14 protein-coding genes are annotated in these 12,464 nt (G+C 60.4%); all 14 read left to right on the plus strand.

Annotated elements, in window-relative coordinates:
- Nucleotides 1-35 precede the first annotated feature (35 nt).
- Nucleotides 36-791, plus strand: a complete 756-nt coding sequence (locus ACN1C3_RS16965) for a PFL_4669 family integrating conjugative element protein (RefSeq protein ID WP_419116917.1) — start codon at nucleotides 36-38, stop codon at nucleotides 789-791.
- Complete coding sequence (locus tag ACN1C3_RS16970; RefSeq protein WP_419116918.1) at nucleotides 788-1,306, plus strand: DUF3158 family protein; 519 nt, start codon at nucleotides 788-790, stop codon at nucleotides 1,304-1,306. The genes ACN1C3_RS16965 and ACN1C3_RS16970 overlap by 4 nt, the downstream gene beginning before the upstream one ends.
- Nucleotides 1,303-1,770 carry a single-stranded DNA-binding protein gene (locus tag ACN1C3_RS16975; protein WP_419116919.1) on the plus strand — a complete coding sequence of 156 codons (468 nt, stop codon included), beginning with the start codon at nucleotides 1,303-1,305 and terminating at the stop codon, nucleotides 1,768-1,770. Before ACN1C3_RS16970 ends, ACN1C3_RS16975 begins: the two co-directional genes overlap by 4 nt.
- A 208-nt stretch (nucleotides 1,771-1,978) precedes the next feature.
- Nucleotides 1,979-3,946 (plus strand): DNA topoisomerase III, encoded by a 1,968-nt coding sequence (locus ACN1C3_RS16980; protein ID WP_419116920.1) that lies wholly within the window; start codon nucleotides 1,979-1,981, stop codon nucleotides 3,944-3,946.
- Nucleotides 3,947-4,890: 944 nt separating this feature from the next.
- A complete protein-coding gene (locus ACN1C3_RS16985) occupies nucleotides 4,891-5,472 on the plus strand; it encodes an STY4534 family ICE replication protein (protein WP_419116921.1) in 582 nt (193 codons plus the stop codon).
- A gap of 71 nt (nucleotides 5,473-5,543) precedes the next feature.
- The gene (locus ACN1C3_RS16990) at nucleotides 5,544-5,801 is read left to right on the plus strand and encodes a hypothetical protein (protein ID WP_419116922.1); all 258 of its coding nucleotides are present in this window, start codon (nucleotides 5,544-5,546) and stop codon (nucleotides 5,799-5,801) included.
- A gap of 98 nt (nucleotides 5,802-5,899) precedes the next feature.
- Nucleotides 5,900-6,394 (plus strand): RadC family protein, encoded by a 495-nt coding sequence (radC, locus tag ACN1C3_RS16995; protein WP_419116923.1) that lies wholly within the window; start codon nucleotides 5,900-5,902, stop codon nucleotides 6,392-6,394.
- 51 nt (nucleotides 6,395-6,445) lie between these two features.
- On the plus strand, nucleotides 6,446-7,204 hold the full coding sequence (locus tag ACN1C3_RS17000; protein WP_419116924.1) for an ABC transporter substrate-binding protein: 759 nt from the start codon (nucleotides 6,446-6,448) through the stop codon (nucleotides 7,202-7,204).
- A gap of 109 nt (nucleotides 7,205-7,313) precedes the next feature.
- Nucleotides 7,314-7,838 carry a PilL N-terminal domain-containing protein gene (locus ACN1C3_RS17005; protein ID WP_419116925.1) on the plus strand — a complete coding sequence of 175 codons (525 nt, stop codon included), beginning with the start codon at nucleotides 7,314-7,316 and terminating at the stop codon, nucleotides 7,836-7,838.
- A complete protein-coding gene (locus ACN1C3_RS17010) occupies nucleotides 7,835-8,506 on the plus strand; it encodes a chemotaxis protein (RefSeq protein WP_419116926.1) in 672 nt (223 codons plus the stop codon). Before ACN1C3_RS17005 ends, ACN1C3_RS17010 begins: the two co-directional genes overlap by 4 nt.
- A 9-nt stretch (nucleotides 8,507-8,515) precedes the next feature.
- On the plus strand, nucleotides 8,516-9,235 hold the full coding sequence (locus ACN1C3_RS17015) for a TIGR03759 family integrating conjugative element protein (RefSeq protein WP_419116927.1): 720 nt from the start codon (nucleotides 8,516-8,518) through the stop codon (nucleotides 9,233-9,235).
- Nucleotides 9,217-9,765 (plus strand): lytic transglycosylase, encoded by a 549-nt coding sequence (locus ACN1C3_RS17020; protein ID WP_419116928.1) that lies wholly within the window; start codon nucleotides 9,217-9,219, stop codon nucleotides 9,763-9,765. The genes ACN1C3_RS17015 and ACN1C3_RS17020 overlap by 19 nt, the downstream gene beginning before the upstream one ends.
- Complete coding sequence (locus ACN1C3_RS17025; protein ID WP_419116929.1) at nucleotides 9,762-10,277, plus strand: integrating conjugative element protein; 516 nt, start codon at nucleotides 9,762-9,764, stop codon at nucleotides 10,275-10,277. The genes ACN1C3_RS17020 and ACN1C3_RS17025 overlap by 4 nt, the downstream gene beginning before the upstream one ends.
- 9 nt (nucleotides 10,278-10,286) lie before the next feature.
- Entirely contained in the window at nucleotides 10,287-12,446 is a 2,160-nt protein-coding gene (traD, locus tag ACN1C3_RS17030) for a type IV conjugative transfer system coupling protein TraD (RefSeq protein ID WP_419116930.1), read from the plus strand.
- Nucleotides 12,447-12,464 lie beyond the last annotated feature (18 nt).

Consider the following 12,464-nt stretch of genomic DNA (forward strand, 5'->3'; position numbering starts at 1 on the left):
AATGCTCTAGCCCAAGCACATGCGAGGACAACACCGTGGCCGATCACTACCAACTCAACCTGGGCTCATTGCGCAGCAGCATCACCCTGACCCTGCACACCCACCACGCCGCGCGCATTTGGCAAGGCCGGACAGCCCGCGAAGGCATTCACCCGATCATGGGCATGGCCGGCTATATCAGTGTCACCAACCTGATCAAACAAACCTCGGCCCACGACGATCCCTACGCCGACTGGGCCATGTTGCAACTTGAAGAAAAACTGCTGCAAGCCAAGGCCGGGATGCTGGAGCTGACTCAGCAACTGGATCGGGTCAAGCAGGACCTGCCGACCCAGATCGACATGGGTGACAACCTCAACATTCACCCAGTGACCTTGCCGTTGTACATCGGCAGCCAGTTGGGTTTCTTGGCGGTTTACCTGCTGACCGACTACGACACCTTGGTGCGTCGCACCTTACTGGCCCATCACACCGCGCTGATCGGGCGCGTCGACATGGAAGCCTGGATCGACGCCGGTGCCCATCTGCTGCGCAGCCTGTTCGGCCTGGCGCAACGCTTTCGGCATGCCGGGGTCACCCGTGATGACATGGCGGCGAACAACGCTCGTGCCTATGAGGCCATCGACAAGTTCGGCCTGCCTCCGCAGGACATTCTCGAAGGTCTTCGTCGCTCGCAGTTTGCACCGCCGATTATTCGCGGCGGTGCTGTGCCCATGGCGGACACCAAGGCACAAGTAGAGGGCGCGGAAGATCCGCCAGCGATCATGCCTGGGCCGGAGGGTGAAGCATGAACCCTATGAACCTGGCGCAGTCGATGCCCCTCGACGTGTTGACACCGGATGCCTATCGACAGCTCACACACGCTGCCTCCCTAAAAGGCCTTTTAAAACCTTTTAAGGGTAAGGGGGAGTTGGAACACCTGGCGCAGGTGGCGAGGGACATCGAGGTGCAGTTATGCCGGTTGATGGAGGCCGTCATGCAGCAGGCCGGACGACCACCTTACTCACTGCTGGACATGCGTCTGGTGCTGCAAAATACCGGCGCTGGTAGCACCTTTCTACGTTGGCGCACCCGCGACTTCGCCCGCATGGGCGTAGCGGTTTGGGAGCGGCACATGAGGAACCCAGCCCTGCCGCCCGCCGTGCGCGAGGGACTGCACCGATTCGAATGCGACCGCATTGCACTGAACCTGCAAATGAGCGTGGTGCATTCGCTCTTTCGCCAGGCCACCACCTGCGCGATCAAAATGACCAGTGCCGAGCAGGTGCTGCGCCAACTCACAACCGCAGTGGAGGTATCACGATGAGTACTTTTTTTGTCGGCGAAGGCAACATCGGCAGTGCGCCAGAATTCCAGGAATTTACCTCGGGCAATGACGAACCCCGCCGGTTGCTCCGGCTGAATGTGTATTTTGACAACCCCGTGCCACGCGATGGCAGCTATGAAGACCGTGGCGGGTACTGGGCACCGGTTGAGCTCTGGCACCGCGAGGCCGAACACTGGAGTACGCTGTACCAGAAAGGTATGCGCATCCTCGTGGAGGGTCGCACGGTCAAGGACGAGTGGGAGGACAGCGAGGACAACGCGCGGGTGACCTTCAAGATCGAAGCCCGCCGCGTCGGTATTCTGCCACACCGTGTGCACAGTGTGGCCATGCGGGAGCGCTCCAGTGAACAGGCTGCTCCTGGAAAACACGTCGAACAACGCCCTGAACCGACCAATGGCCAGAGTACTTTACCCGCCGCAAAGCCCAGGAAACGCAAGGCGTAATCGGCCAATAATCGATGGAGACCGGCATACCATTTGCGCCTCTGCGCGAATCCCCGCGACAGTGGTGGTTCATCTCTCGTGAGCCTGGAGGTCGCCGGTACGTGGCTTCCTTCATGGTTAATGTGGAGCTTCCGGTGTTCAGGTTTCTCGTTTCCCGCCCCAGCTGTTTCCCATGACGCTGCTCTGGATCCCCATCCGGAGCAGTGTTATGCGTCTATTCCTCTGCGAAAAACCCTCTCAAGGTCGAGACATTGCCAAAGTGCTGGGCGCTAGCCGGCGCAGTGAAGGCTGCCTGCTGGGCACCGACACCACCGTCACCTGGTGCATCGGCCACCTGCTCGAGGCTGCCCCACCCGAAGCCTATGGCGCGCAGTACAAGAACTGGTCGCTGGATCAGCTACCCATCATTCCCGCGCAATGGAAAGTAGTGGTCAAACCCAAGACTGCCGCACAGTTCAAAGTCATCAAGCGCCTGCTCAGCGAAGCCTCCAGCGTCGTCATCGCGACTGACGCCGACCGTGAAGGAGAGATGATTGCCCGCGAGTTATTGGAGCTCTGCCACTATCGAGGGCCCCTTCAGCGTCTCTGGTTGTCGGCGCTCAACGCGGCGTCGATTCGCAAGGCACTGTCCGCGCTGAAGTCTGGCGAGGAGACCTTTCCGCTCTACCACGCAGCCCTCGCCCGCAGCCGCGCCGACTGGCTGATCGGCATGAACCTGAGTCGGCTGTTCACCCTCCTCGGCCGGCGCACAGGCTACGACGGGGTGCTGTCGGTGGGGCGGGTGCAAACCCCCACCCTGCGCTTGGTGGTCGATCGGGATCGTGCGATTGCCAGTTTTGTCCCAGTGCCTTATTGGGACGTGGAGGTGCACCTGTCGGCGATGGCTCAGAGCTTCATCGCGTCGTGGCTACCGCCCAGCTCAGGGCGGGATGACGCGGGTCGTTGCCTAGAGCAGGCACTCGCTCGTCAGGCGGTCCGTGCGATCACTGACAGTAAGATCGCCACGGTGCTCTCGCTGCAGACCGAGCATTGCCGCGAAGCACCGCCCCTGCCCTTCGACCTGAGCACGCTGCAGGAAGTCTGCTCACGCAAGCTGGGGCTCGGTGTTCAGGAAGTCTTGAATATCGCCCAGGCCCTGTATGAAACCCATAAAGCCACCACCTATCCGCGCAGTGATTGCCGCTATTTGCCAGAGAGCATGTTCGATGAGGTGCCGGCGGTCCTCAATGCCCTGCTCACCACCGATCCCGGGTTACAGACCGCACTCGGAAGACACAATCGCTCGTTGCGCTCACGGGTATGGAACGATGCCAAGGTCACCGCGCACCACGCCATCATCCCCACCACCGAGCCGGCGAACCTGACGCGGATGTCCGAACCCGAACGCCAGGTCTACGAACTGATTCGTAGCCATTACCTGGCGCAATTTCTGCCGCATCATGAGCTTGAGCGCACCCAGGTCGAACTGGAGTGCGGCGGACAACGGTTAACCGCGGTGGGCAAACAGATTCTGCTCCACGGCTGGAAAGGCTTGCTCGACGACAGCGCCGAAGACGATGAGCCCCACCAGAAGTCCCAGGTACTACCGGCCTTACAACAGGGCACGCCGTGCACCATGAGCGACGTCGAACTCAAGACCCTGCGCACCACGGCGCCCAAACCACTGACCGAAGGCGAGCTGATCAAGGCCATGAAAAACGTGGCCAAGTTGGTCAACGATCCACGCCTGAAACAGAAACTGCGGGACACCACGGGCATCGGCACCGAAGCCACGCGCGCCAGCATCATCAAGGGTTTGATCGACCGTGGTTATTTGCTGAAAAATAAACGCGCCCTAATGGCCTCAGCGGCGGCCCATACCCTGATCGAGGCGGTACCGCCAGCGGTCGCCGATCCGGGGATGACCGCGATCTGGGAACAGGCCCTGGACGAAATCGAAGCGGGACGCCTACCCCTCGAGGCGTTCGTCGCCAAGCAGGCGAGCTGGATTGCGCAATTGATCGAAAACGGTAGGACCATCACCTTGGCGGTGCCTGTCGCAGCCGGTCCGGCGTGTCCGGTTTGCAATAACACGATGCATCAGCGTAAGGGAAAATCAGGACTGTTCTGGTCGTGTTGCCAGTACCCGGCTTGCAAGGGGACTTTACCCCTCAAAAAAGACAAGCATCGCCAATGATGCGCCGTCTAACAATAAGGATTGCTCTTGGGGAAAGGGTGGAGCGAATGACCGTACCGCTCGGCAGTACCTCGGTGTTGGCCTCAGACTTGACGCTGTCGCACCGTCTCTGCTGTAGTAACTCCGGTGCATCGCCAATGGCGACCCAAGACCGATTAGCTCCGGGCAGCTCGGTCGGACTCTCAGAGTTCGGGGCCTACTTCTCAGTGGAATAACTTTCCCACTTCGTGCTCGACCTGATCGTGGTGGCGGATGACCACTGTTGCCTCTGCCAGGCAATAGCGGTCATCCGCTTCGACGCTCGTATTCAGCCCCGGAGCCCACCGGGGAAACACTGGGCACCCTTTGTGCGCGGATGCGTGCCAGCAGGTTCCGACCCAGGCCACGACAAGGGTCGGTTGGCGAATCATGACGCAGTTTAACTAAGCTTTGCGAGGAGCTGTTCGTCTGCGCAAGACCGTCAAAGGTGGCTTTTCTGTTCAGCGCCTGGCGTCCCGTCAGGCCCCCTCTTCACTTTTTTCATTCCAGTGATTGCCACTGTATTCCAGGTATAAAAAATCGGCTTGCAGCGCCTTGACGCACGCCGTTGCCAGGTTTATAGAAAAGGTGTGGTTCGCTGTCGTTGACAGCCCAGCCCAGGTAGCCAGAACCTTCAAGGCTACGCCACGTTCGTGGTGGTTGACCCAAGTGCGATCAGCGTTCGGAAGCTCGCACGGTTATCGCTTCAGCGGTGATGAATGCCCACTCCCCCAGGTCCTCGGACTTTTCCGCGGACGCTCTTCTGCCGTACCGCTATTCACCCAGATTCAGCGTCCAGCTCGTCATCGGCTTGCCGGTGCTGAGTCGTTCATTGCTGACTTTTACCTTACCCACCCTGACGGGGGCTCACTTCCCCGCCCAGGGAATGTGTGTCGCCGTTTTTCCCTTGAAACAGGAGAACCATCATGGCCCACGCCAACCAACCCCAGGAAGCCACCACCTACTTCAACCTGCACACCGTCGGTATCGGCTACCTCAATCGTGTTCGTGAAATACAAGTCCGCCGCGGCCAGCCATTCATGGCCTGCGATATCGCAGCCCTGCACGGCGCCAGCGATGCGGTCGAGTACACCCGCTTCGACTGCAAAGTCGCTGGGGGCGAAGCTGAACGCTTGATTCGTCTCTATATGGACGCCGTCAACGCCGAGAAAAAGGTGTTGCTGTCGTTCCGTATCGGCGACCTGTGGATCGACCCGTTTCTCTACGAGAAAGGCGATAAACAAGGTCAACCGGGCGCCAGTCTGAAAGGTCGTTTGCTGTTCATCGACTGGATCAAGGTCGACGGCACATTCGAGTACAAAGCGCCCGCCAGGCAGGAAGCCACAGTCCCTGCGGAGCACGCGCCCACCAGTGAGTCCTCTCCAACGTCGGTGGATGCAGAAGCTGAGGAGAGCGAAATCCCAACAGAGGCTCAGCTCGAGCCTGAATCTCAACCCACTCCACGCACCGCTCGCCGTGACGCTACACACACCGTTCAGTCCGTCTGAACAGTCCACGATGTTCCTCACCCAGGCGCTCCGTCGAGCGCCTGTTCTTCACTCAGCACAGGAGAATCACCATGGAATCCTTCTGGCTTTGCGATGACTGCCTGTTCGCTGCCGCTTACGAGGACTACAGCGCGTTATCGCTCTACTACACAACGGATGAAGCCGAGAAACGCATCGCCGCTATCCAACGTGGACTAATGCACTTGATGCCCATCAGTGCCGACTTCGACGCCGAAGCCGGCTGGGGAATCAACACCTTTTCCTCGTTGCCCTGTGATGGTTGTGGTTCGCCCCAATCGGGTCAACGTCACCAATTCACTCGGTTGTAAACGACGCGACATCGGCTGACACCCGCGACTTCATACCCACCAGGGGAGACCACTCCCCTGGGATCCCTCCCCCTGATTACTCCATCGGAGGCACTATCATGGGCACACAACTCATGCTGATTGAAAACATGGATTTCGAGGCCGATCGTATCGCCCAAGAAAACCGGCTGATCGACGAAGCCCTGCATATTTTGGATCGTCGACTGTTCTCCCGCGGCCCCGACCTGGCCTCACCTGACGCCGTGGCGGATTATCTAAAACTGCATCTTGCACAACAAGAGCATGAAGTTTTCGGTGTAATTTTTCTCGATGCCAAACACCGGGTGCTGGCGTTCGAAATCCTGTTTTACGGCAGCATTGATGGCGCCAGCGTTTACCCGCGACAGGTCATCAAGAGATCCCTGGCGCATAACGCGGCGGCGGCCATTTTGGTTCATAACCACCCCTCAGGTTGTACGGAACCCAGCCAGGCAGATCGCCTGCTGACCGCGCGTCTAAAGGAAACCCTGGCCTTGGTCGAAGTGCGTGTACTGGACCACTTCATCGTGGGTGAAGGCCGTCCCCTCTCCCTCGCCGAATATGGCTGGCTTTAACCCTTACAGGCGCCTTCGGGCGCCTTGTTCATTTCATCCTGGAGAAACCTCATGAACCCCATACACCAAACCCGAACCCAAACCCAAACCCTGCTGGTAGGCTCAAACCCTTTTACTCGCGGCTACGACAATCTTTGCATTGAACGGCTGTTGCTGATCACATACGAAAACGACTGCCCTCCCTGCGTTCGCCCTTTACATCACTCGCAAGCCCATCTGCCAGACGATGAGCTGCAGCTGTTCCCCTGCCTGGTCAGTGACGATTTCGCCGTGATTAGCGAAGGCCAATCCTTCCCGGATGCATTGGAAGAACGCTGCCAGTCCGCCGGACTGGTGCGCCAAGTGCTCTACGCCGTGACCAGCGTAACGCTCAACGAACGACATCACATCGGTGATCTGTACTCCCTGAAAGCAGCCCAAGCAGTGATTCATCGTCTGAGCTTCGAAACAGGACACTACAGTCGAGCCTGGGAAATCAGTACCGCACATTTGCCCGAAGAGGCGATACGTTATCTGGAAAGGTGGATAGATAACTCCGCTCCCAAGTTGACCGGCCTCTTGTTCGAACTGTTCACCTTGCCGGATTGCAGCGGTATCGGTTGCAAGCTGATCGGCACGCCATGGACGGACGAAAACTTGTTGAACATTGAGGGCAAGCCTTATTCAGCCCTCAAACAAGAGCAACGCGATGCTGGCACACCGGAAGCCTTGGTCAAAGTGCTGCACCTCGCGGCGTTGGCCGATGTGCGATTACTGATCTTCGATCCCGACGCCGCTGTCCTCGCCGGACTCGCCGTTTTTGATGAGTAACGACATAAAGTGGCTGTATTAAAACGACCCGCTCTGAGTCGGCTTTCTCACTGAATCGTCCCGTTCCTCATGTCAGGTTCTGTACTGAATCTGACATGAGGATCCTTCCATGGGCCGTTTTTTCACGCCTGCCTGTCTGCTGGGTCTGCTGAGCGCCTGCACCGCACAAGCTCCCAACACATCACCGCCCCTGCCACTTCGGGCCCAGGCCACGATAGGCGTAGCCTCAGAACGTCAGCAGACAGAGCTTCGTTACGGCCGCTATACGCTGGTCAGCACCACGCCGACCACGGAGCAAAAAGATCTTCTCGCGCAAATCATCGAGGTAACCATCCCCTCCAACCTGAGCCCCTCAGTACAGGACGCCCTGCTCCACGTGCTACAGCGTTCGGGTTATTCGCTCTGCCCTGCCACTGCGTCGGTGCAGGTGCTCTTTACCCGGCCGCTGCCAGCAGCTCATTACCGGCTTGGCCCAATCACCCTGCGGAATGCGTTGCAGGTGCTGGCCGGTCCGGCCTGGCAACTCACGGTCGATGAAGTCAGTCGCTCGGTCTGCTTCATACAACAAAAAAACGATATCCCCACCCCGCCGCTGACACCTGTTCTGTCCAGCTCACCGGAGGTCCGTCCATGAAAGCCTCGACCTTTCAAACCCTCATCGTTGGAGGTCTTTGCCTGGCGATCGCCGGCCTGAGCGGTGGGTTATATAACCAATACCAGCGTCTGAACGAACTGCAAAGCACGAGCACCCAACGCCTACAAACCCTGGACACCCTGCAACGCGATTTAAGAACCCTACAGGACGCGCAGGAAAAGCTGCAGTACGCGGTAAAAGACTTGAAGCAAGCGGTTGATACCGGAGAGCAACAAGCTCATGCCCTCGATCCCCTGTTAGATCAGTGGGCGCAAGAGATCCAAGAACTGCGCGATGGGCTGGCAGCCCGAGCCACCGCGGCTGACATGACGGCACTGCGTGCACGCCTAGAACAGGTCGAACAGCAACACCAGGAGCTCAAGGCTCAGCCGTCAGTCCCGCCATTGACACCATCGGCGGCCAAACCGAAAAAGACCGCTCGCCCCCAGCCTGTCTCACTCTCGCCACCGTTCTCGGTGCTGGCTGTCGAGTCACGCGCGGGCGAGCGATTTCTGGCCACCGCACCGCATGGCAGTCACTCGCTCGCCGATATCCGGCTGCTGCATAGCGGCGAGCAGATCGGCGCCTGGCGCTTGAAAGCGCTGGAAGCGAGATCCGCCCTCTTCGCGGTGAATGATCAACCCGATCAGACCGTGCCACTGCCGTGAGAAGCGACCATGAACAGAGCGCCGCTACCCACCATCGTCTGCCTCATTTCGCTGCTTGCTATTGACCCTGCGCTGGCTGCACCCAACACGACCCAGTCACTGACTCAGACCACGCCGTCGATTCCTGTGGAACGCTCCCGCACCGCGCAAGCGGCAAACTGGGGACTGACCGAGCAGGAGTGGTCGCGCTTCGAGCACATCCAAGCTGGGCCACGCGGCTTCTGGAGCCCGCACCTCGATCCGTTGACCGCACTTGGGATCGAAGCTGAGACCGACCAGGCACGCCAGCACTATGCCGAATTACAAGTCACGCTGGAGGCCAAACGTGCCGAACGCGAGCTGGCCTACCAAAACGCTTACACCGCCGCCTGGGCCAGGCTGTTTCCCGGACTGCTGCCCATCCAAGGCATGGCTTCACCGTCTCCGACCAGCTCACCGGTCGCCCCCCGCCCAGCCTTGTTTGTGGAAGACCAATGCCCCGCGTGTACCGCCGAAGCGCAGCGCCTGCAAAGCGGTGACGTGGCATTCGATCTCTACTTAGTGGGCAGCCAAGGTGAGGATGAGCACGTGCGCACCTGGGCTCGGCAAGCCGGCATTGATCCGGCCCGGGTGCAACGCCGACAGATCACCCTGAACCATGACCGGGGTCACTGGTTCAGCTTGGGCGCACCGGGGCCATTGCCCATCACGTTCCAACAGGTGAATGGACAATGGCAACGCCTCGACTGAGTGGCCTGGCACTCATGCTGATGACGCTGGCGACTCAGGCCGCTGAACTGCCGCCACCCGCCTACCAACTGGCGGCACAGCGCGCCGACATCCCGTCGACGGTGCTGTTCGCCATTGCCTTGCAAGAGAGTGGACTCCGCGTCCGGGGTCGGCTGCTGCCCTGGCCCTGGACCCTGAATATCGCCGGGGCCCCCTACCGCTTCGCCACCCGCCCAGCGGCGTGCCAAGCCTTGCTCCAGGCACTCGCCCAGCATGACGCCAAACGGATTGATGTCGGACTCGGGCAAACCAATCTGGGCTATCAGGGACACCATTTTTCCAGCCCCTGCGAAGCCCTCGACCCCTACCGCAATCTCGCCGTGACCGCCGCCCTGCTGCGTGAGTATCACGCCGTCACCGGGGATTGGGTGTTGGCGGCCGGGCACTATCACCGCCCGGCGGGAGGTGCACCGGCTGCGCGCTACCGCGCGGGTTTTTCCCGGCAACTCGAACGACTGTTGATATCCCTCAACGAGGTCACACCACCATGAAGCGCATACCTCTCACCTGTTGTTGCATCCTACTTTGGACATCTTTCGCCCAGGCGGAATTGACCGTGGTCGGAGATTCGCCTGACAAGGTCACCCTGCCCTATTTTCACGTGACGGGGGCTCAGATGAGTGACCGAGCTCTGCCTGATCGGGCCATGCATGCCGATTTGTCCACGTTCACCGATGAGGCGTGGATACTGCCAGTCCGCAGTTCCCAATTGAGTCCTGGCCCGATCACGCCACGAACCCTGAACATGCCTGGCCTACAGCCCTTCTTTCTGGTGGGCGGCGATCCTCAGTCGCTGACCTGGTTACGTCAACGCTCAGCTGGACTTCGCGACATAGGCGCGGTCGGCCTGGCCGTCGAAGTCGCCGATACCCAAAGCTTGGCCCGGATTCGAGCCGCGGCACCGGGCCTCACCATCCTCCCGGTGAACGGAAACGAGATCGCCGTCCGCTTGCAGATCGAGCACTACCCCGTCTTGATCAGAGCCACGGCACTGGAACAGTGAGCCCAGACCATGACCGAGCATGCGATGGAGTCCAAGCTTCGGCCGGCGGTGGAGCTGTACACCGTAGCAATCTGCATTGCGGCGGCGGTGCTATGTCTGTATTCACCCTGGGCCGTGGCCCTATCCCCTGAAATCGGCCTGATCGCCGCGCTGGCCTATGCCTTGTTCGGCTTCATTCGGCTGCGCCAGGCGTGGGAGGTGCTGCGCTATCGGCGCAATATCCGGCGCTTGCCCCGCTACGAACTGACCAGCCGGCAGATTCCCATCAGCCGCCAGCGCTTGTTCATGGGCCGCGGGTTTCGCTGGACCCGCCTACACACCCAACGCTTGGTTGAGGCCCAGGACCCGGCCGTGGCCCGCTATGTCGATTCGCCAACCCGCTACCGCCTGGCGCGCAGGCTTGAACGGCAGCTGGAGCATGCGCCGTTTCCACTGTCGGCACTGGCACGGATCACCGCGTGGGACAGCGCCTTCAATCCGTTGCGCCCGTTGCCCCCCGTAGGCGGTTCGCCGCTGCTGCATGGGGTCGAGCCCGACGAAACGGAAGTTAGCTTGCCACTGGGCGAACGGGTCGGACATACCCTGGTGCTGGGCACCACCCGCGTGGGCAAGACCCGCCTGGCCGAGGTGTACATCACCCAGGACATCCACCGTGTCAAACCTGAGGTAGTGATTGTCTTCGACCCCAAGGGCGATGCCGACCTGCTCAAACGCATGTACGTCGAGGCCCGGCGGGCCGGCCGGGACAAGGAGTTCTATGTGTTTCATCTGGGTTGGCCGGAGATCTCGGCCCGCTACAACGCCGTGGGACGCTTCGGACGGATCTCGGAGGTGGCCTCGCGCATCGCCGGGCAACTCAGCGGTGAAGGCAACTCCGCCGCTTTTCGCGAGTTCGCCTGGCGCTTTGTCAATATCATCGCCCGGGCCCTGATCGAACTGGGCCGACGTCCAGACTACCTGCAGATCCAACGGCATGTGGTCAACATCGACGCGCTGTTTATCGAGTACGCCCAGCAGTTTTTCGCCAAGACTGACCCGCAGGCCTGGGAGGTCATCGTCCAGCTCGAAGGCAAGCTCAACGAGAAGAACATTCCGCGGCATATGGTCGGCCGCGAAAAACGCGTGGTGGCCATCGAGCAATACCTGGCGGCGAAACGGGTCTTTGACCCGGTGCTGGATGGATTGCGCTCGGCGGTGCGTTACGACCGCACCTACTTCGACAAAATCGTCGCCTCGCTGCTGCCGCTGTTGGAAAAGCTCACCACCGGCAAGACCGCTCAGCTGCTCGCCCCCAATTACACCGATTTGGACGACCCTCGACCGATCTTCGACTGGATGCAGATCATCCGCAAACGCGGCATCGTCTATGTCGGCTTGGATGCGCTGACTGACGCGGAAGTGGCCGCGGCGGTGGGCAACTCGATGTTCGCCGACCTGGTCTCGGTCGCCGGTCACATCTACAAGCATGGTATCGACCATGGCTTGCCCGCCGCCGGCAGCAGCGTCGACAAGCTCCCGATCAACCTGCACGCCGATGAGTTCAACGAGTTGATGGGCGATGAATTCATTCCGCTGATCAACAAGGGCGGCGGCGCGGGCATCCAGGTGACGGCATACACCCAAACCCTCAGCGATATAGAGGCGCGCATCGGCAACCGCGCTAAAGCCGGCCAGGTCATCGGTAACTTCAACACCCTGCAGATGCTCCGGGTGCGCGAAACCGCCACCGCGGAGCTGCTCACCCAACAGTTGCCCAAGATCAACGTGCTGACGAAAACCCTAGTTTCAGGGGCCACCGATACCTCCGACCCGGAGGCCAGCACGGACTTCACTTCGTCCTCCCAAGATCGGGTCAGCAGCACCAGCGTGCCGCTGATCGAGCCGGCTCACATCGTCAGCTTGCCCAAGGGGCAAATGTTCTCCTTCCAGGTGGGCGGGCAGCTCTGGAAAGTCCGCATGCCACTGCCCAAGCCTTCGCCAGACGATGCCATGCCCAAGGATCTGCAGGAGCTCACTCAGCGGATGCGCGCCAGCTACAACGAACAGGCGGGGCAATGGTGGAGTGCGAGCGGTGGTGGCCCGACGCTCGACTTTGATCCGGATCGCGTCACGGCATCCCGCACCTCCGCAGCGGTGGATTCGAGTGCTCCCGCTCAGGAGGCCCCGTGATGCCGTCGGCCCAGCAGC

Source organism: Pseudomonas sp. H11T01, assembly GCF_048515765.1.
Lineage (GTDB): Bacteria > Pseudomonadota > Gammaproteobacteria > Pseudomonadales > Pseudomonadaceae > Aquipseudomonas.

Bases quoted from the DNA above. Each gene is read 5' to 3' on its own strand.
- ACN1C3_RS16970 (WP_419116918.1), top strand. From the start codon at position 788: ATGAACCCTATGAACCTGGCGCAGTCGATGCCCCTCGACGTGTTGACA.
- ACN1C3_RS16975 (WP_419116919.1), top strand. From the start codon at position 1,303: ATGAGTACTTTTTTTGTCGGCGAAGGCAACATCGGCAGTGCGCCAGAA.
- ACN1C3_RS16980 (WP_419116920.1), top strand. From the start codon at position 1,979: ATGCGTCTATTCCTCTGCGAAAAACCCTCTCAAGGTCGAGACATTGCC.
- ACN1C3_RS16985 (WP_419116921.1), top strand. From the start codon at position 4,891: ATGGCCCACGCCAACCAACCCCAGGAAGCCACCACCTACTTCAACCTG.
- ACN1C3_RS16990 (WP_419116922.1), top strand. From the start codon at position 5,544: ATGGAATCCTTCTGGCTTTGCGATGACTGCCTGTTCGCTGCCGCTTAC.
- radC (WP_419116923.1), top strand. From the start codon at position 5,900: ATGGGCACACAACTCATGCTGATTGAAAACATGGATTTCGAGGCCGAT.
- ACN1C3_RS17000 (WP_419116924.1), top strand. From the start codon at position 6,446: ATGAACCCCATACACCAAACCCGAACCCAAACCCAAACCCTGCTGGTA.
- ACN1C3_RS17005 (WP_419116925.1), top strand. From the start codon at position 7,314: ATGGGCCGTTTTTTCACGCCTGCCTGTCTGCTGGGTCTGCTGAGCGCC.
- ACN1C3_RS17010 (WP_419116926.1), top strand. From the start codon at position 7,835: ATGAAAGCCTCGACCTTTCAAACCCTCATCGTTGGAGGTCTTTGCCTG.
- ACN1C3_RS17015 (WP_419116927.1), top strand. From the start codon at position 8,516: ATGAACAGAGCGCCGCTACCCACCATCGTCTGCCTCATTTCGCTGCTT.
- ACN1C3_RS17020 (WP_419116928.1), top strand. From the start codon at position 9,217: ATGGCAACGCCTCGACTGAGTGGCCTGGCACTCATGCTGATGACGCTG.
- ACN1C3_RS17025 (WP_419116929.1), top strand. From the start codon at position 9,762: ATGAAGCGCATACCTCTCACCTGTTGTTGCATCCTACTTTGGACATCT.
- traD (WP_419116930.1), top strand. From the start codon at position 10,287: ATGACCGAGCATGCGATGGAGTCCAAGCTTCGGCCGGCGGTGGAGCTG.